Genomic DNA, 17,423 nt, shown 5'->3' with positions numbered 1-17,423 from the left:
TCAGTTCTCCTGGACCCGACCGCGCAGGTAGCGCCGGGTCCGCCGGTAGGAGACCAGCTCGCCGTGCTCGTCGAGCTCCGCCTCGTAGATGGCCAGGATGTCCGCGGTGTCCGGGATGCGATGGGTCTCCACCAGTTCCACGGCGACACACCAGCCGTCCTCCCGCCGCTGGATGGACACGATGTTGTCCGGCGTGCGTCCGGTCAGTTCCGCGATCTCCCGGATCGCCCTCTTGGCGGCCGCGGCCGCCGATCGGACCTGCCCGTTGCGGCCGGCGGACGGCTGTGCCCGCTCAGCCCGCTCGGTCGGCTCCGTTCGGTCGGTCGGCTCCCGCCGCCGGGTCGGTGCGCGGCGCTGAGCCGGCTCACGGCGCTGAGCCGGCTCACGGCGCTCAGGCGGGTCACGGCGCGACCGCCGCGGTCGTGGGACCGGCTCAGTGTCGTCGGCGTCGCCAGTACGGTCAGCCGCCACCGCGATCGCTCCCCGGGGGCGGGCGGGCCGGGCCGTGCATCAGACGGGCGAGCAGCTCGTCCTCCACCGCCGCGCACTCCGATTCGGACAGCTCACCGGAGCGGCGTGCCTCGTCGACCAACTCGAGTTGACGGCGGATCTCGGCGGGGTCGTAGTACTGCTGCTCCGCGTGGTCCCGGATCAGCTCCGACACCCACAACACTCCGCGCAACGGTGCGAGCGGCAGCGTCAGCAGCCCGGTGAGCACTCCCATCGCCTCTCACCCCGCCGCGGCGACGAAGTCGTACGGAGCGACCGGGCCGATCAGCCGGAACCTGACGGTGCCGGCCAGGTCCGTGCCGAGCTGGTCCACCGCATGCTCGAACTCGTGCAGGCGATCCCTGGGCACCAGGAACGCGGAGTCGAGGACCTGCTCGGGATCGGTGGACGGGCGAGCGACCGCCGCCGCGGCCTGTGCGCTCAGCATCTCGTGCATCCGGCCGCCCTCGCGCCGGGCCCGCTCCTCGATCGCGCCCACCACCAGCTCTCCCAACCTCATCCGATCCTCGTAGGACGCCTCCTCCGGCACCCCGTGCACCCGTTCGCGCAGCTCGGCGATCTCCGGGTCGGCCACCACGACCTCGCGGAGCACAACCTCGCGCTCGTAGCGGCCCTTGACCGAGTACTGGACGTGTCCGTCGAGGTCGGCGATCGCGGCGTCCAGCTCAGCCAGGTGCGGTGCGAGCAGCTCGTCCACGACCGCCGGCCGTTCGATGACGCTCCCGAACCGCATCGGCAGCACCGTCACCTCGGCCGCGACCGTGTCGACCACCCTCTCGTGGGCGAACAGGTCCTCGCGGGTACCGAGCGGGCGGCCGGTGGGGGCCGCGCTGACCAGCGCACCGAGTCCCTCGTGCGCCACCAGTTCGACCGGCGCCCCGCCGAGGCCGTCGAGCCCGGCCGGGACGGCGAGATCCGCCCGTACCAGTCCGTATACGTAGGTGGGGCTCACCGTTCACGCTCCCTGCTGCGCTCGCGCGGGCGCGGGCGACGACGCGGCTGTTCCGCCGGTTCCTCGTCCTCCTCGTCGTCGTCACCACCCCCCAGCAGCTGGCCGACCTTGTCGGCGGCGGCGTCGAGCACCCCGCCGGTCTTTCCCTTGGCGCCGCTCTCGGTGATGCCCTGCATCATCTCCGGCAGGTCCTTGCCGCCCTTGCCCTTGCCGTACAGGTCCAGCCGGTTGGTGGCTTCGGCGAACCGCAGGAACGTGTCCACGCTGGCCACCACGATCCGCGCGTCGATGGTCAGGATCTCGATCCCGACCAGTGACACCCGCACGAACACGTCGATGACCAGGCCCTTGTCCAGGATCATCTCGACGACATCGGCCAGTCCGGAGGATCCGCCGCCGGTGTAGCGCTCGACGCCGCCGCTGGCGCCGCCGCGTTGGCTGGCAACAGTCATCGACGCTCACCGCCCCTGTCGCGTACCGCCGCCGGCGCGGGCGGCCCGGCGCCGGGCCGGCCGGCCGTTGCGCCGCTCCTTCTCGGGCTCGTCGTCCGCGGGCTCGGCGACGTCCTCGTCCTGTTCCCGCTCGTCGTCATCGTCGCTCTGGTCCCCCCGGTCATCCGCGTCGTCGTACTCGTCTTCCTCGTCGACGTCGTCGTACTCGTCGTCGTACTGGTCCTCGTCCTCGTACTCGCCTTCAGCGTCGTCCTCCTCGTAGGCGTCCTCGGCCTCGTCGGCCTCGTCGGCCTCGTCGACCCGGTCGCCGTCATCGGCGCCGTCGACCTGTTCGTCGTCCGGGCCGCCGGTCTGCTCCTCCTCGTCCCGCAGCGCGTCCTCGTGGGAGCGCACCACCTCGCTGTCGCGGATCTCGCCGCGCCAACCCTCGATCTCGTCCTGATGCAGAATCGCGTTCGCCATTGCGTTGCGACGGAAATGCTTGAATTCAAGCCGGGTGCGCCGGCCCTGTGCCCGCCAGATATTTCCGGTCCTCTCGAAGAGGCCCTGCGGGTAGTACTCCAACACCAGCAGCACGCGCGTCAGGTTCGGGCCCAACTCGGTGAAGCTCACCGCACCATTCACATGACCCTTGGCACCTTTGGAGCGCCACACGATGTGCGAGTCGGGAACCTGCTCGAGGATGGTCGCTTCCCAGCTCCGGTTGGACCAGAAGATCTGAGCTTTCCAGTTGACCTTCTCATCTGCCGCCTGCTCGACGCTCTTGACCTTCTTCATGTAGCCGGGAAAGTCTTCGAACTGCGTCCACAGGTCGTAGGTGACCCGCAGCGGCAGGCCGATGTCGATCTCTTCGACAATGTTGGTGACCTTCAGCTTCTTCCCGCTCCCGCCGCCACCGCCGCCGAACATGCCCTTGACCTTCTCCTTCAGGCCGGTCAGTCCCGCGCTGACCGCGGACCGGACCGGCGAGTCCCCCTCCGCCAGCGACTTGCCCCCGCTCAATGCGGCCGACAGCCCGGGACCCCCGTCCTTGGCGACGTCACCCAACCGGTCCGCGAGGCCGCCGACCCGGTCGGTCGCGGCCTGCGCGGCGCGCTGCACCAACAACCCGAGCAGCTTCTGTCCGGCGTCACGCAGCGCGTCGCCCGGTGAGGCGTCGTTGAGCGTCTCGGCCGTCTCGGCCGTCTTGCCCGTCGCGGTCACCGTTCGCTCCGGCTACCGCGCGAAGCCCGGCCGGTCGTCGACTTCGCCCCCGACCGGGCCGCGCCGACCGTGCGGGTCGCAGCGGCCCCAGCGGCCCGACGCTTCGGCGTCGCGTTGCCGGTGGATGCCGCTTTGCTCGTGGTGGATGTCCGCCCCGACGACGAGCTGCTCCGTGTTGACGTGCGGTTTCGCGAGCTGTTGGCGGACGCGGAACGGGAGCGGGCGCCGGACTTGGCCGGGGCGCGTTCGGTCTCCTCGTCAGTGTCCGCACCGTCGTCCGGGGCGTCGTCCACCTCGCCGTCGGAGGCTTCGTTGGCCGGAACCTCGGTGTCGGCGACCGCCTCGTCCTCGTCCTCGGCCTCGTCGTCGGCCTCGACCGGCTCGGCGTCCTCGGCGTCCTCGGCGGCTCTGCGCCCCTTGCGTCGCGGCCGGACGGCGCTGAGCCGCTCCGGGTCCGCGAACGACTCGACCCGATCGGAGACGCGGTCGGTCAGTGACCCGATCTGCCGGGCGGCGACCGCCATCACGGCGTCCTTGCCGGCGTCCACCAGTCGCCCGGTGAGCTGGTCGCGCAGCGCCGCGAGCTCGGGGGAACTACCCAGGAGCTTCGCGCCCTGACCCAATAACTGCCCCGGCCCGCCGGCCTGCCGGCCCGCCGCCATCCCACCCAGCATCAGCGCGAGCTTCATCTTCTTCGTCCGTCCGAGGAAATAGCCGCCGGCGACGCCGATGGCCACTCGTGCTCCGCATTTCATGAGATCTCCTGGAGTCGGTTCAAGTCGGTAACACACAATCCCGCCGGGCCAGCCCGACCGGCCGCCACACTCCGCGAGGCAGCCACTGACCCGTCCCGTAGTGATTACCCCCGAAAACATGACGCACGCCACAGCCGACCAAGTTCGCCCACAATTGGGCCGAGCGGCCTAGATGGTTAGACCGTTCATCCCTACGGGTTCAATCATGGAAATCGCAATGGGACGACACCCGGTATCCATCGGTAAATGAGGCAGAGCCGCAAACGGAACACCTCTCAGCACCCGACAATTGCCGGCGCCATCGAGCCCCTCGCGAGCTAAACGCCATCCCGAGCCGCGACACGCGGTGATCACCAGCAGCGAGCTCGCGCGGCGGATGGAGCAGATCCAGTACGACCTGGACGAGGGTCCCTGCTTGACCTGCCTGCGCGACAACAGCGATGTCGAGGTCAGCGACATCGTCACCGATCCACGATGGGCCGCGTTCAGCCGTTGCGGCCGGACCGAGGGCGTCGGCGCCAGTCTGTCGGTCCCGCTCCGCGCGGCCGGGCGGGCGATCGGGGCGTTGACCCTCTACGCGCGCGAGGCGGGGCGTTCGCCGACAGCGACCGGACCCGCGCCGGGGACTTCGCCGTGCAGTCCGCCGGGGCGGTCGTCCTGGCCTCCCGGCTCGCCGAGAGCGAGCAACGCGGCCGCCACCTGGAGAACGCGCTCACCTCGCGCACCACGATCGACCAGGCCCTCGGCATCGTCATGGGTGGCCCGGGACCGTCACCCGCCGCATGAGGATTAGAGCGACACGTGTCGGGTACGCCATTCCACATGACCGAGACCAATGGAGCGGGCGACCTGCGGGAACTCCCCACGGGCGAGCTGGTCAGCCTGCTGTCGAAACAGGTGTCCCGCCTGGCGCAGTACGAGCTGCGGCTGGCACAGCTCGAACTTCAACAGAAGGGCAAGCGCGCCGGGGTCGGCGCCGGCCTGGCCGGCGCCGGCAGCGTGCTGGGACTGTTCGGACTGGCGGCGCTGCTCGCCGCCGCGATCGCCGCACTGGCCCTGGTACTGCCCGTCTGGGCGAGTGCGCTGATCGTCGGGGCCGTCCTCCTGGTGGTGGCGGGAGTGTTGGCGTTGCTCGGAACAAGGAAGCTGAAGAGTGGGGTGCCGCCGATTCCGGAGCAGGCCATCACCAACCTCCAGCGCGACGCCCGAGCTGTGAAGGAGAGTGGCCGACGTGAGTCCTGACAGTTCCCCGAAGGCCGGCCCGGCGGCGACGGATCCCGAACAGCTGCGCCACGACATCGAGTCGACCCGGAACGCGCTGGCGGACACCGTGGAGGCGCTGGCCTTCAAGGCGGACATCAAGGCCCGCTCGCAGGACCGGGCGCGGGAGCTGCAGACGCAGCTCACCGAGAAGGCGCGGGAGGTCCGCGCCCAGGCCGGCACCAGGGTCCCACGCACGTCCGAGGACGCGCGTGAGCAGGCCCGCCAGCTGGGGGGCGCCCTGCGGGAGCGACCGGGGGTGGCAGTCACCGTGGTCCTCGCCGTACTCGGGCTACTGATCGTGCGCGGTCGGCGGCGCCGGAAGAAGGTCGGGCCATGACACTGCTCTACAAGCCGCTCGGCCTGCTGGTCAGTGTGCTCGGCGGCATCCTCGCCAGCATGGTGTTCGACCGCGTCTGGGCCCGCGTCTCCGATGACGAGGAAGTACCGCCCGCCACCTCCGCCCGGCATTCCACCCGCGAGGTGCTGTTCGCCGCCGCATTGCAGGGCGCGATCTTCGGCACCGTGAAGGCGGCGGTCGACCGAGCCGGTGCCAAGGGCTACAAGAAGATCACCGGCACCGACCCGGGGCAGTAGCGGCACCAGTCCCCCGGGTGACCAGCGCAAGTAGGTAGGCCTGCAGCGTGTCAAGATGCACAGCTGTGAGACACATCCTGTTTACGACCATGTTAACGGGGTATTCCTTTTTCTGATCTTCGGAGCTGTCGTACAGCTCGGATCTGGACTAAGGAGCAGGTGACCCTGAAGTGAGCAGTAACGGGGAAAGTACGTGTTCGTTCGAGCGCCGGCAGGACCAACTGGTGGTCGGCGGGGAGATCACCGATGAGATCGCGGGCCAGTTCGCCGCCGCCCTGCACACGGCCGGCGTGGACGGCGTCGTGACCATCAACATGGCCGGCGTGACGCTGCTCGCGCCATCCGGTGCCATCGCGCTGCAGCGGGCCGCCGGGTACTGGCACGAGCAGGGCGCGCAGCTCGTGCTGGTCGACGGGTCCGCCGACGTGCTGCAGACACTGGCGGTCCTCGGCCTGACCGAGCGGCCGTTCGTCCAGATCGGGCTCACGGGTGCGGACGACGCGGCACAGGCCTCGCCGCTGGCGGACACGGCCGCCGCATAGGCCGTCGGCGGCCCCGAGCCCGCTGATAACCCGTTGTGCCGGCGCGCGTTGCTGTTCAAGATCGACGCATGGTTCGAGGTCGACGCATGGTTCGAGATCGACGCATCGGCCGGCCGACCGGGTCGAGATCGTGCACGACCTGGCGAACGTCCGCAGCGGTGCCATCCCGAGGCGGCTGGGTTTCGTCGAGGTCGAGCGGCGGCCCGGCCAGGGACCGCCGCTGTCGGGTGAGAGCGGGACCGACGTGGTCTGGCGGCTGACCCCGGACACGGCCAGCGAGGGGCCCTGAATAACGCCGCTCGCGCCCGCCGGGGGCTTGTTACCGAGCTGCACAGGAGGCAGGTTGTGGGCGCCCGCGACCTGCCTCGTGTGCAGCTCGGTAACAACAGGCCGGGCACCATCCACAGGAGCCCGGGTGGACAGTGCGGAGCTGGTTCGCGCGGCGGCCGCCGGCCCGCCGAGTTCACCATGGGTCGGTCGCGGCTCGTGATCAAAGGTGCCTGGTAATGATCTCGGCGTGCCGCCGGGCCGGCCACCCCGTCAGGCGCCGGTCCCGCCGCTCACCCCGGGCCGGTCCCGCCGCCCACCCCGTCAGGCGCCGGTCCCGCCGGTCCGGGGCCGGTTCCGCCGCTCCCCGGTCTCGCCGGTCCACTGTTACCGAGCTGCACACCAGGCAGGTTTTGGGCGCCCGCGACCTGCCTCCTGTGCAGCTCGGTAACAACAGGCCGGGACGCTAGAAGGTGTACCTGATCACGGCCAGCATCGAGTCCTCGCCGGCGGGTTCGGGGCGTACACAGGCGCCCAGCGCCACCCCGAGCGCGCGGCGGTCCAGCCCGGAGCCGATGATCTCCAGCGCGGTGTGCCGGGACTCACCCGGCGGCCACGGCGACCTGCTGAACCGCAGGTAGCGGCCGACCGCGTGCAGCACGAACCGCTGCCGGTGCCCGGCCACCCCGAAGTTGACGAAGCCCTTGATCCGGTATGCGCCCTCGGGGCGCTCGCTCAGGAAGTCGACGAGACCCCGGGGGTCCACCGGCTGGTCGGTGATGAACGAGACCGCCTCGTAGTGGGCGTGCAGATGCTCCGAGTGGTCGCCACCAGGGTCCCCGTGGTCCCCGGATTCGCCGTGCTCGGCGTGGCCGCCGTGCTCGCCGGCCGCGGGGTGCTCGCCGGGCTCCGCATCGGCACCGGCGGACTGCCCGAGCATCAGCTGTCGGCCGGTCACGACGCTGATGTCGAACAGCAGCCTCGGGTCGACGACGCAGTGGCTGGTGGCGACGATCGGCGCCCGGCCGTTCACCGCCCGGCACAGGTCCTCCACCCGCTGCAGCGCCGTCGGGTCCACCCGGTCCGCCTTGTTGATCACCACGAGGTCGGCGAGCCCGACGTGGCGGTCCAGCTCCGTGTGCTTGGCCCTGGTCCGTTCGAACTCGGCGGCGTCGATCACCTCGACCAGGCCGCCGAACGTGATCCGCGGGTTCTCGCAGCTCAGCACGAGCTGGACGAGCACGCCGGGTTCGGCGATCCCGCTGGCCTCGATGACGATCACGTCGACCCCGGCGCGGCGGCGCGCGAGCCGGTCCAGCATCGGGCCGACGCCGCCCTCTTCCACCGCGCAGCACAGGCACCCGTTGCCCATCGACACCACACCGTCGGCCTGCCCGCCGACCAGCATCGCGTCGACGCCCACGCTGCCGAAGTCGTTGACGATCACGCCGATGCGCAGGTCGAGGCTGTTCGCCAGCAGGTGGTTGAGCAGCGTCGTCTTGCCGGAGCCCAGGAAGCCGGCGAGCACGAGCACCGGTATCCGTTCGCTCCGCACGCGGTATGCCTATCACGGGCCGGGCGGCGGTCGAGAGGCACCGCCGTTCGGCCCGGCCGGACGACTGCTCCGTCCGGCCTCTTTGACCCGGGAAGTCTTGTCGCGAAGTCGTCAGACGTCTAGTGTCTTCCCCCACGCGCCGGGGGCGCGTTGCGAGTGACACAGACTTCGACACAGGGGTCGGTAGCCAATGACCACAAGCAACGAACTGCCAACACACACACCCGCTCGCCCCGCGCTGCGCACGAATGCGCTCGGCCTCGGCGGAGCGGTCATCATGTCCGCCGCGATCATGGGTCCGGCGGTCTCGACGTTCTTCAACCCGCAGTTCTCGACACCCTTCGCCGGTGCCGCGACGCCGTTCGTCTACTTCGCCTGCCTGGTCGCGATGCTGATCACCGCGAGCGGCGTGATGGCGATGGCGGCCCGGCTGCCGAGTGCCGGTGCGTTCTACACCTACGTGACCCGCGGTCTGGGCCCCCGCTCGGGCTTCGTGACCGGGGGCCTGATGTTCGTGGCCTACGCGCTGCTGCCACCGGCCGAGATCGGGCTGATCGGCAGCTACGTGCAGGGGACCCTGGAGGCCGAGCTCGGGGTCCACGTGCCGTGGTGGCTCCTCGGCCTCGTGCCGGCCGCCGCGATGATCTTCCTCGCGTACGAGGGCATCGGCTCCAGCATCAAGACCGCACTCGTGCTGTTCACCGCCGAGGTGATCGTGGTGATGGTCATCTCGATCATCGTCGTGGTCAAGAAGGGGGCGGAGGGCGGCCTGACGCTCGCCCCGCTGTCGCCGCACTCGTCGCCGCACGGCGTGGGTGGCCTGGTGACCGGCTTCGTGTTCGCCGCCCTGAGCTTCGTCGGCTTCGAGGGGGCGGCCACGCTGAGCGAGGAGGTCCGCAAACCCCGGCGGAACGTCCCCCGCGCGATCCTGCTCTCGGTGATCCTCGTCGGCGGGATCTACGTGTTCTGCATCTGGGCCGAGGTCAACGGGCTGGGCATCGAGGCGACGAACAACCTCACCGGGTCCGCCACCCCGTGGAACGACCTCGCCGCGCAGTACGCGCCCTGGCTGAACCTGTTCATCGTGCTCGCGGCGGTGTCCAGCATGTTCGCGGTCATGGTGAACAGCAACAACGGCATCATCCGCATCTTCTACGCGATGGGGCGCGAGGGACTGCTGCCGAGGTGGTTCGCGCACGTCAACCCGAAGCGCAAGACACCGACGAACGCCGTCTTCACCCAGGGCGCCTTCTCGATCGCGGTGGCGATGATCGTCGGCGCGCTGTCCGGCGGCCTCACCAGTACCTCCGGTGGCAGCAATGTGTACGGCTACCTTGGCTTCCTGCTGACGCTCGGCATCCTGCCCGTCTACGTGCTGACCAACCTCGCCGCCATCCGGTTCCTGCGCGGGCGCCCGGACTTCAACCCGTTCTTCCACCTGGTGCTCCCGGTCGTCGGCATCGTGCTGATGACCGGGCTGCTGGTCGGGCAGATCCTGCTGAACACCACCGAGCCGTACGCCTCCTTCGTGTACGTGATCGTGGCGTGGGTCGTGGTCGTCGCCGCCGGGGCGTACTGGCTGGGCCGGCGCCGGCCCGAGGCACTCGCGGTGGCCGGGTCGGTGCTGGCCACCGGCGACGCGGAGGTGGACGTCCCGGCGGGCACCGGCGCCACCCGGAGCGGGAACCGAACCTAGGAGATGTCTCACGTCATCGGGGTCGACGTCGGGTCGCAGAGCGTCAAGGGCATCCTGTTGGACGCCGCCGGGCAGGTCCGCGCCAGCGCGTGCGCCGAGCTCGGGATCGCGCACCCCCGGCCGGGCGAGGCGGAGCAGGACCCGGCCGCCTGGAGCACCGCCCTCGCGTCGGTGGTGCGCGAGCTCGTACACACCGGTGGCATCACCGCGGCCGAGGTCACCGCGCTCAGCCTGGCCTGCCAGGTCGACGGCGTCGTCGCGGTCGACGCCTCCGGTGCCGCGCTGGCACCGGCGATCATCTGGCTGGACCGTCGCGCGGAAGCTCAGACCGAGTGGTTGCTGCGGCGGATCGGCCCGGAACGGCTGTTCGCGATCACCGGGCTGATGCCGGACTCCTCGCACACCGCACCCAAGATCCTCTGGCTCCGGGACAACCTGCCCGACGTCTTCGCACGGGCCACCGGGTTCCCCCCGGTCGCCGGGTACCTGCTGCACCGGCTCACCGGAGTGTTCGCGCTGGACCACGCGAACGCCTCCTCGAGCCTGCTCTACGACGTCACCCGGCGCGCCTGGTCGCCGGAGGCACTGGAGGCGGCGGAGCTGTCCGAGACGCAGCTGGGCACCATCCACGAGGCGACCGACATCATCGGCACACTGACCTCCGCCGCCGCCACCGAGCTCGGCCTCAGCAGGCACTGCCAGGTGCTGGTCGGCACCGGGGACGACCATGCCGGGTCGATCGGTGCCGGTGTCATCGCGCCCGGGCCGATCGCCGACGTCACCGGCACCGCCGAGCCGGTCGCGGTGTGCGCGGAGACGGTGCTGTTCGACCACGGCGGCCTGGTCGAGACCCACGCCCACGCCGTGCCCGGGCGTTACCTGATCGAGAACCCCGGGTTCGTGTCCGGCGGCAGCACGCTGTGGCTGGCCCGGGGAGTGCTCGGGGTGAGCCAGGGCGAGGTGCTCGCGCTGGCCGGGCAGGCCCCACCGGGCTGCGACGGGCTGACCTTCATCCCGGCGCTGTCCGGGTCGATGGCGCCCCGGTGGAACGGGCGGATGCGCGGTGTCTTCGCCGGCCTGTCCATGGCCCACGGCCGCGAGGCACTGGCCCGCTCGGTCCTGGAGGGTTGCTGCTTCGCGCTGCGCGACATCACCGACCGCTTCACCGAGCTCGGGCTCGGGTCGGGTGAGATCCATGTCGTCGGCGGCGGCGGGCGCAGCCGCACCTGGATGCAGATCAAGGCGGACGTGACCGGGCGTGCGGTACGGGCGGTCGACGTACCCGAGGCGACCGTGCTCGGCGCCGCGCTGCTCGCGGCCGTGGCCGTCGGCGCCTTCGGTGACCTGGACGAGGCGGTCGGCCACTGCGTCCCGCTCGCCGGCGAGACCTACCTGCCGGACCCGCACACCCACGCGACCTACGACGACGCCTACGGCCGGTACCGGACTCTCTTCGACAAGGTCGAGGAGACCCTGAGTTGAGCACTGAGTTGAGCGGGGAGCAGGACATCACGATCGACACGCTGGACGACATCAGAGCCATCGCCCGGGACGCTCCGGACGCGGCGGGGCTCAACCCGATCGGCCTGCGCGAGGTGGTCCGGGGGGCGGCCGCGGCCCGGACCCTGGCCGACGTGCTGCGGCGCCTCGGCGTTCCGGGGGGCAGCATCGTCGCGGTGCTGACCGACCCGGTGCCGAAGAGCGCCGGCCCGGGGGGCGGCGACGTCGTCGACGTCGTGCACGACGCGCTGGCGCCGCGCTACCGGCCCGTCCCGGTACGGCTGCACCCGGCCGGCGCCGGCATCGTGCACGCCGACGAGCGCACCGTCGAGGACGCCGTCGCCGGGGTGAAGGCGGTGGTGCCGGGGAGCCTGGTCAGCGTGGGTTCCGGCACGATGGCCGACATCGGCAAGGTGGCCGCGCACCGGCTCGGCCTGGTGCACGTCGTCGTGCAGACCGCGGCGAGCGTCAACGGGTTCGCCGACGACCAGTCGGTGCTGCTGCTCAACGGCACGAAGCGCACCACGCCGAGCCGCTGGCCTGAGGCGGTGGTGATCGACTCCGGTATCGTCGCCGCCGCGCCGAGGGCGATGACCGGCTCGGGGCTCGGTGACCAGCTCTCCATGTTCACCGCCGCCGCGGACTGGTACCTCGGCGCCGCCGCCGGGTTCGACGCCTCCTACTCCCCCACGGTCGTGCGGGTACTGCGGCAGGGCACCACGGAGCTGCTGGGCGCCGCCGAGGGCCTGCGCCGGGACGACCCGGACGCGGTGGTCGCTCTGGCCGCCTCGCTGACCAGGGGCGGTCTGGCCATGGGGCTCGCGGGCCGCACCTCGCCGTCCTCGGGCGCCGAGCACACCATCAGCCACCTGCTCGACATGCACGCCGGCGCGCACGACACCGCCGCCGCCTCGCACGGGTCCCAGGTCGGCGTGGCCAGCGTCGTCGCCGCCGCGATCTGGCACCGGGTCCGCGCCCGCCTCACCGGGTCCCGCGTCGTGGTGCGCCCACTGGACGAGGAGCAGCTGCGGCAGCGGGTGTCCGCCGCGTTCGCGCCGCTCGACGAGGACGGCGCCACCGCGCGGGAGTGCTGGACCGCCTACCGGCGCAAGCTCACCTGGATCAACGCGCATCAGGACCGCCTGCAGCGGCTCTGTGACGACTGGGGCAGCCACGACCCGGTCGCCGCCGACCTGCTGGCCGCCCCGGAGACGATCGCCGGCACGCTGCGGACCGCCGGCGCGGCGAGCCGGTTCGGCGAGCTCGAACCGGCACCCGAGCCGGGCACGGCCGGCTGGGCGGCCGCGAACTGCCACCTGATGCGCGACCGGTTCACCGTGGTCGACCTCGCCGAGATCGCCGGCCTGTGGACCGGCGAGGACGTCGCGGACGTGCTGCACGGGACGCAGCGGCTACTCCAGTGAAGACCGGACCGCCGGCCGCCGTACTCAGGCGGCCCGAGTGCTTGTTCGACGGCTACGGCCTCGATCTCGACGGGACCGTCTACGTCGACAACCAGATCCTGCCCGGGGCGGCCGAGGCCATCCGGCTGATGCGGGCCAGCGGGGCACACGTGGTCTTCGCTACCAACAAGCCGCTGGAGACGGCGCACGACTACGCGGCGAAGCTCAGTGCGCTCGGCATCGCGACCGGCGTCGAGGACGTGGTCACGGCGCTCGACTCGCTGCTGCGCTACCTGCGCACCGAGCACCCGGCGGCGCGCCTGCTCACGGTCGCCGAGCCGCTGGTCGACCAGCTCTGCCGGGACGCCGGGTTCGACGTGGTGGCGGACCCGCACCAGGCCGAGGTCGTCGTGGTGTCCTTCGACCGCACCTTCGACTACGCCAAGCTGCTCGCCGGGTTCCGCGCGGTGCGCAACGGCGCGGCCATCGTGGCCACGAACCCCGACCCCTACTGCCCCACCGCCGACGGCGGGCTGCCCGACTGCGCCGCCATGCTCGCCGCGCTGGAGGCGTGCACCGGGCGCGCCGCCGAGGCGGTCGTCGGCAAGCCGAGCCGGCACATGGGTGCGGCGGTCCTGGACCGCCTCGGCGTCGCGCCGGAGCGGGCCGCCATGGTCGGCGACCGGATCGCCACCGACATCGCCATGGGCCAACAGCTCGGGATGGCCGGCGTGCTCGTGCTGTCCGGTGCCACCCGACTGTCCGACCTCGCCGGCTTCGACATCCACCCCGACTACATCATCGCGACGCTCGCCGACGTGATCCCGAGGAGATCAGCACCGTGATCAATTTCGTTTTCATGCTGACGCACCACGACAGCACCGTGCCGGACGCGGTCGACCACATCGACCAGCTCGCCGCCACCGGCCTGCGCTACCTGGGCTTCAAGGACGTCGGAGCTACCCCGGAGCGCCAGAAGGAGATCAACGAGGCGGCGCACGCGGCCGGTTTCACCACCATGCTCGAGGTCGTCTCGGTGAGCCGGGAGGCCGAGGTGGCCTCGGTGGAGGCGGCGATCGCGGCCGGCGTCGACTGGGTCCTCGGCGGTACGAACCCGGACGCGGTGGTGCCGCTGCTGCGCGGTACGGCGATCAGGTACTGCCCGTTTCCCGGCCGGGTCGTCGGGCACCCCAGCGTGCTCGAGGGCACGGTCGACGAGATCGCGGCGAGCGCGGCGGCCCTGACCGCCATGGACGGTGTCTACGGCGTCGACCTGCTCGCCTACCGGCACGCCGGCGCGGACATCGCGGAACTGACCAAGGCCGTCGTCGCCGCGTCGGCCGGGCCGGTGATCGCCGCCGGGTCGGTCACCTCCGCCGGCCAGATCCGCACCCTCGCCGAAGCCGGCGCCTGGGGGTTCACCATCGGCAGCGCGATCTTCGACGGCCAGCTGCCCGGCGCGCCGGACGTGGCCGCCCAGGTCCGCGAGGTTCTCACGATCGCCGAGTCGGTCTGACGATCTCCGACGGAGCCCGCCGACCGGGCCGGGTACGGTAGCCGCGTCCGGAGCTCGCCATGCCGATCAGGCCGATCAGTACGGAAGGTCTACGTCCCGATGCCCGTGGGTAACAGCCGGCTGGAGCAGGTGCGGGACGGCCTGCTGACCGATCTGCTCGAGGGCGCCGCGCCGGCCGGGAGCAAGCTGCCCAACGAGCAGCTGCTCGCCGAGCGGTTCCAGGTCAGCAGGGCGACCGTCCGCGAGGCGGTCGGCGCACTCGTCGAGGGCGGCTACCTGGTGCGCCGGCACGGCAGCGGCACCTACGTCACCTCGCTGCCGACCCGTCAGCACGCCCTGGACGCCACCCTGAGCTACACCCGGATGATCCGCGAAGCCGGGATGCGGCCCGGGCTGCGGGTGCTGTCCCAGCAGACCCGCCCGGCCACCGAGGAGGAGTCCGCCGAGCTGAACCTGTCCCCGGGTGAGGCGCTCCGGGAGGTCGAGCGGATCCGTACCGCCGACGACCGCCCCGTGGTCTACTCGCTGGACCGCATCTCCGAGGTGCTGCTGACCGATGTTCCGGCACCCGCGCTGACCACCCCGCTCTACGAGCTGCTCGCGAGCGTCGGCTCACCGGTGCGGACCGCGACCGCCGTGCTGACCCCGGTGATCGCGAACGCCCGGTTGGCGAAGCTTCTCGGCGTCTCCCGCGGCGCCCCGCTGCAGCGCATCGAGGAGACCGACTACTCCGAGGTGGGTGCGCCGGTGATGCGCTCCTCGGAATGGCACGTACCCGGCATCTTCGAGCTCCGGGTGAACCGCCGCTCCTGACCCCGCTTGCGGCCAGGGCAGACAACAGCGCTGGCCCGCGCCTGTCGAACGTTCTCGACGGGCGCGGGCCAGCGCTGGGTTGTGATCGGGTGGGCGATCAGCCGCCGCCGCGGCCTCCACCGCCGCCGCCGCCGCCGGTACCGCCGCTGGGGCTGCCGGAGACGGTTGCCTGGGGCAGCTGGATGGGCTCGCCCTCGGTCAGGCCGGACAGCACCTGGGTGTTGTCGTCGCCGACCAGGCCGGGCTGGAACTGCTTCAGAGTCGGCTGACCATTCGGTCCGGGGACGTTGACGAAGGACCGGCCGCCCTGCTTGATGACCGCGGAGTTCGGCACCACCAGCACGTTCTCCAGGTCTGCCACCAGGACGCCGGCTTCGGCGGTCTGGCCGGTACGCAGCCGGGGGTCGGTGTCGGTGAGCAGGATCGTCGCGTAGTAGTTCGTCACACCGGAGATGTCCACACCACCGGGGGCGACGGACAACACGGTGCCGTCACGGGTCAGGTCCGGCAGCGCATCGAAGCTGACCTGCACCTTCTGGTTCGGCGCCACCTTCGCCGCGTCCGACTCCTCGAACGGGACGACGACCTGGAAGGTGTTGATGTTGTTCAACACCATGAAGGCCGAGCCACCTGGGCGGGTCGCCGATGGGGCACCGGTACTCGAGGCCGAGGACTGGTCGCTGGTCGCGGCCGCGCCGACCCCGGGAATGGAGGCATCGGTACCCGGCGCCAGTGCGCTGGTACCACCTCCGGCACCCACGTACTCACCCACCGCACCGGTGATCGAGGAGACCGTGCCGGCCACCGGTGCGTAGAGCACCGTGTTGTTCAGGTTCCGCTGTGCGTTGGCCACCAGAGCGGCGCCGTTGGCCACCAGAGCGGCCTGCGCGGCGATGTTCGGGCCGCGGTCGGAGCTGTCCGAGTCGACCGCGTTCTGCGCCGTCACGATGTTGGCGCGCTGGGTCTCCTCGGTGATCCGCGCCTGGGTGTCGTCGACCTCCAGGGTCTTCTTCGCCTGCTCGTAGGTCGTCCTCGCCGCGATCAGGTTGGACTTCGCCGTGGCGATCGCAGTTCTATCGGCGGGGCACGGGTCGGGCACAACAGTGGTACCAAGCAAGCTGGACATGCAGCCGGTGGACGAATGCTCATCCGAGGCTAGCTTCTCGCGGGCCAGCACCAACTGGCGCCTTGCGAAGTTGAGGGCGACGCGGGCCCGGTCGACCGAGTTCTCGTCCTTCTCGTGGATCGCGTCGCTGTTCTTCTTGGTGACGTCGAGGATCTTCTTCGCCTGGTCCAGCGTGCGGTGGTCGCCGTGCACCGTCGGGGAGTGCACGAGCCGGTCCAGGATGGCCTGCTGGTTGTTCAGCTGCGCCTGCTGCTGGTTGAGCAGCTGCTGGAAGTTGAACGGGTCCTCCCGGGCCAGCACCTGACCGGCGCGGACCGTGTCACCGACCTTGACGTTCAGCTCGACCAGCTGGGCGGCCTGGGCAAAGCCCAGGTTCTGCGAGGTCACCGCGGCCAGCGCACCGGAGGCCGAGACCTTCGTCGACACCTGCCCACGCTCCACGCGCGACGTGGGCGGCGCCGGAGCAGTGCTCCCGCAGGCCGCGGTCACCGTCGTCACCAGCAACGCCAGTGACACCGCGGCGGCTAACCGCACCCCCCGGCTCCTGCCGCGGCAAGTCGTGTGAGCCATGAAACCTCAGCCTTTCGCCCGCACACCCGAGAAGCGCTGTCGCGTGCCGCGCCGATCCCGATCATGTCCGTAGTCCTGCGCCCTACTCCGACAACGACGCCGACGACAGGCGGTTACGGACAATGCGGATCATCACCGAAAATTGCGAAAGTCGCCTGGAGGCCACGCCCAAATTCCACACGAAAGCGGCAAGGAACTTCAGTCAGCACGACCCGGTACGCACGCAGTGGCCCGATCCGGATGCCGCCGCATTGAATTCGCGGTTATCAACGACACGTGACGACGGTATGAGTAGGAAGCCGACACTTGCCCATCCGGGTCAGCTCTGCTCGGCCCGCCGACGACCTGGAGGACACACACGCTCCCCTGCCCGACCACGAGCACCACCATGCGCGCGAACTGCGACATCGCGGCGACGCCGCAGCACCATGGAGCCGAACCCTACAACCGAGGGACCCGTCGAACCGTTCCCCGGCGAAGACGGCCGTGCATTCGAATGAAGCAATTCGACGGGCCGCCATTGCGGGTCACCGATAGCCCGCGCATAGCGGGCCCGTAGCCGAATGCGGCGATTGTCGAGATCCACCGGCACCGGGAATCGCCCGACCGGCCCCGACCGGCCCGGCTCGCCGAAGGCCCGGGACACCCGCCGCAGCGATCGCCTAACACCACTGTCATCTCGACGAAACACCGGCGGCCGCACCGG

20 protein-coding genes and 1 pseudogene are annotated in these 17,423 nt (G+C 70.9%); 13 read left to right on the top strand and 8 right to left on the bottom strand.

Annotation, left to right across the window (positions count from 1 at the left end):
- Genes gvpO through ACTXG6_RS24015 form a run of 6 tightly spaced genes read right to left on the bottom strand, consistent with a single transcriptional unit; the run spans position 1 to position 3,854 of the window.
- Complete coding sequence (gene gvpO / locus ACTXG6_RS24040; protein ID WP_445181621.1) at positions 1-471, bottom strand: gas vesicle protein GvpO; 471 nt, start codon at positions 469-471, stop codon at positions 1-3.
- Positions 461-724 carry a gas vesicle protein GvpG gene (locus ACTXG6_RS24035; protein WP_445181620.1) on the bottom strand — a complete coding sequence of 88 codons (264 nt, stop codon included), beginning with the start codon at positions 722-724 and terminating at the stop codon, positions 461-463. Before ACTXG6_RS24035 ends, gvpO begins: the two co-directional genes overlap by 11 nt.
- Positions 725-730: 6 nt before the next feature.
- Entirely contained in the window at positions 731-1,462 is a 732-nt protein-coding gene (locus ACTXG6_RS24030; RefSeq protein ID WP_445181619.1) for a GvpL/GvpF family gas vesicle protein, read from the bottom strand.
- Positions 1,459-1,914: a gas vesicle protein GvpJ gene (gvpJ, locus tag ACTXG6_RS24025; protein ID WP_445181618.1), complete on the bottom strand. Its 456-nt coding sequence runs from the start codon at positions 1,912-1,914 to the stop codon at positions 1,459-1,461. The genes ACTXG6_RS24030 and gvpJ overlap by 4 nt, the downstream gene beginning before the upstream one ends.
- A gap of 6 nt (positions 1,915-1,920) precedes the next feature.
- Positions 1,921-3,117, bottom strand: a complete 1,197-nt coding sequence (locus ACTXG6_RS24020; RefSeq protein WP_445181617.1) for an SRPBCC family protein — start codon at positions 3,115-3,117, stop codon at positions 1,921-1,923.
- Positions 3,114-3,854 (bottom strand): hypothetical protein, encoded by a 741-nt coding sequence (locus ACTXG6_RS24015; RefSeq protein WP_445181616.1) that lies wholly within the window; start codon positions 3,852-3,854, stop codon positions 3,114-3,116. The genes ACTXG6_RS24020 and ACTXG6_RS24015 overlap by 4 nt, the downstream gene beginning before the upstream one ends.
- A gap of 364 nt (positions 3,855-4,218) precedes the next feature.
- Here ACTXG6_RS24015 and ACTXG6_RS24010 point away from each other — a divergent pair.
- From ACTXG6_RS24010 to ACTXG6_RS23980, 7 genes and pseudogenes are all read left to right on the top strand, one after another.
- Positions 4,219-4,452, top strand: a pseudogene (locus ACTXG6_RS24010) (GAF domain-containing protein); the annotation flags it as partial.
- Positions 4,453-4,505: 53 nt separating this feature from the next.
- The gene (locus ACTXG6_RS24005) at positions 4,506-4,658 is read left to right on the top strand and encodes a hypothetical protein (RefSeq protein WP_445190336.1); all 153 of its coding nucleotides are present in this window, start codon (positions 4,506-4,508) and stop codon (positions 4,656-4,658) included.
- A gap of 36 nt (positions 4,659-4,694) precedes the next feature.
- Positions 4,695-5,114 carry a phage holin family protein gene (locus ACTXG6_RS24000; protein WP_445181615.1) on the top strand — a complete coding sequence of 140 codons (420 nt, stop codon included), beginning with the start codon at positions 4,695-4,697 and terminating at the stop codon, positions 5,112-5,114.
- Positions 5,104-5,472: a DUF3618 domain-containing protein gene (locus ACTXG6_RS23995; protein WP_445181614.1), complete on the top strand. Its 369-nt coding sequence runs from the start codon at positions 5,104-5,106 to the stop codon at positions 5,470-5,472. Before ACTXG6_RS24000 ends, ACTXG6_RS23995 begins: the two co-directional genes overlap by 11 nt.
- Entirely contained in the window at positions 5,469-5,729 is a 261-nt protein-coding gene (locus tag ACTXG6_RS23990; protein ID WP_445181613.1) for a DUF4235 domain-containing protein, read from the top strand. Before ACTXG6_RS23995 ends, ACTXG6_RS23990 begins: the two co-directional genes overlap by 4 nt.
- Before the next feature lie 170 nt (positions 5,730-5,899).
- Positions 5,900-6,271 carry an STAS domain-containing protein gene (locus tag ACTXG6_RS23985; protein WP_445181612.1) on the top strand — a complete coding sequence of 124 codons (372 nt, stop codon included), beginning with the start codon at positions 5,900-5,902 and terminating at the stop codon, positions 6,269-6,271.
- A gap of 130 nt (positions 6,272-6,401) precedes the next feature.
- Entirely contained in the window at positions 6,402-6,560 is a 159-nt protein-coding gene (locus tag ACTXG6_RS23980; RefSeq protein ID WP_445181611.1) for a hypothetical protein, read from the top strand.
- Positions 6,561-7,004: 444 nt separating this feature from the next.
- On the opposite strand, the gene ACTXG6_RS23975 is transcribed toward ACTXG6_RS23980, so the two are convergent.
- On the bottom strand, positions 7,005-8,093 hold the full coding sequence (locus ACTXG6_RS23975; protein ID WP_445181610.1) for a CobW family GTP-binding protein: 1,089 nt from the start codon (positions 8,091-8,093) through the stop codon (positions 7,005-7,007).
- A 190-nt stretch (positions 8,094-8,283) separates the two neighbouring features.
- Between ACTXG6_RS23975 and ACTXG6_RS23970 the strand changes: the two genes are divergently transcribed.
- The 6 genes from ACTXG6_RS23970 to ACTXG6_RS23945 all read left to right on the top strand — a co-directional run bounded on the left by ACTXG6_RS23970 (position 8,284) and on the right by ACTXG6_RS23945 (position 15,021).
- Complete coding sequence (locus tag ACTXG6_RS23970) at positions 8,284-9,789, top strand: APC family permease (protein WP_445181609.1); 1,506 nt, start codon at positions 8,284-8,286, stop codon at positions 9,787-9,789.
- Positions 9,790-9,792: 3 nt separating this feature from the next.
- Complete coding sequence (locus ACTXG6_RS23965) at positions 9,793-11,271, top strand: xylulokinase (protein WP_445181608.1); 1,479 nt, start codon at positions 9,793-9,795, stop codon at positions 11,269-11,271.
- Entirely contained in the window at positions 11,268-12,713 is a 1,446-nt protein-coding gene (locus tag ACTXG6_RS23960; RefSeq protein ID WP_445181607.1) for an iron-containing alcohol dehydrogenase, read from the top strand. Before ACTXG6_RS23965 ends, ACTXG6_RS23960 begins: the two co-directional genes overlap by 4 nt.
- Positions 12,710-13,537, top strand: a complete 828-nt coding sequence (locus ACTXG6_RS23955; protein WP_445181606.1) for an HAD-IIA family hydrolase — start codon at positions 12,710-12,712, stop codon at positions 13,535-13,537. The genes ACTXG6_RS23960 and ACTXG6_RS23955 overlap by 4 nt, the downstream gene beginning before the upstream one ends.
- Complete coding sequence (locus ACTXG6_RS23950; protein WP_445181605.1) at positions 13,534-14,208, top strand: hypothetical protein; 675 nt, start codon at positions 13,534-13,536, stop codon at positions 14,206-14,208. Before ACTXG6_RS23955 ends, ACTXG6_RS23950 begins: the two co-directional genes overlap by 4 nt.
- Before the next feature lie 99 nt (positions 14,209-14,307).
- Positions 14,308-15,021, top strand: coding sequence for a GntR family transcriptional regulator (locus ACTXG6_RS23945; protein ID WP_445181604.1), 714 nt, complete (start codon positions 14,308-14,310; stop codon positions 15,019-15,021).
- A 97-nt stretch (positions 15,022-15,118) separates the two neighbouring features.
- Here the strand turns inward: ACTXG6_RS23945 and ACTXG6_RS23940 are convergent, their stop codons facing one another.
- Positions 15,119-16,681, bottom strand: coding sequence for an efflux RND transporter periplasmic adaptor subunit (locus ACTXG6_RS23940; RefSeq protein ID WP_445181603.1), 1,563 nt, complete (start codon positions 16,679-16,681; stop codon positions 15,119-15,121).
- Positions 16,682-17,423 lie beyond the last annotated feature (742 nt).

It is taken from the genome of Pseudonocardia sp. Cha107L01, from assembly GCF_052566575.1.
Note: the sequence above shows the minus strand (reverse complement) of the source record. Positions and strands in the feature narration are given on the sequence as shown.

What these genes read in the sequence shown, in the direction of transcription:
- ACTXG6_RS24035 (WP_445181620.1), bottom strand. Translation starts at nt 724, where the DNA reads ATGGGAGTGCTCACCGGGCTGCTGACGCTGCCGCTCGCACCGTTGCGC.
- ACTXG6_RS23965 (WP_445181608.1), top strand. Translation starts at nt 9,793, where the DNA reads ATGTCTCACGTCATCGGGGTCGACGTCGGGTCGCAGAGCGTCAAGGGC.
- ACTXG6_RS23990 (WP_445181613.1), top strand. Translation starts at nt 5,469, where the DNA reads ATGACACTGCTCTACAAGCCGCTCGGCCTGCTGGTCAGTGTGCTCGGC.
- gvpJ (WP_445181618.1), bottom strand. Translation starts at nt 1,914, where the DNA reads ATGACTGTTGCCAGCCAACGCGGCGGCGCCAGCGGCGGCGTCGAGCGC.
- ACTXG6_RS23945 (WP_445181604.1), top strand. Translation starts at nt 14,308, where the DNA reads ATGCCCGTGGGTAACAGCCGGCTGGAGCAGGTGCGGGACGGCCTGCTG.
- ACTXG6_RS23970 (WP_445181609.1), top strand. Translation starts at nt 8,284, where the DNA reads ATGACCACAAGCAACGAACTGCCAACACACACACCCGCTCGCCCCGCG.
- ACTXG6_RS24000 (WP_445181615.1), top strand. Translation starts at nt 4,695, where the DNA reads ATGACCGAGACCAATGGAGCGGGCGACCTGCGGGAACTCCCCACGGGC.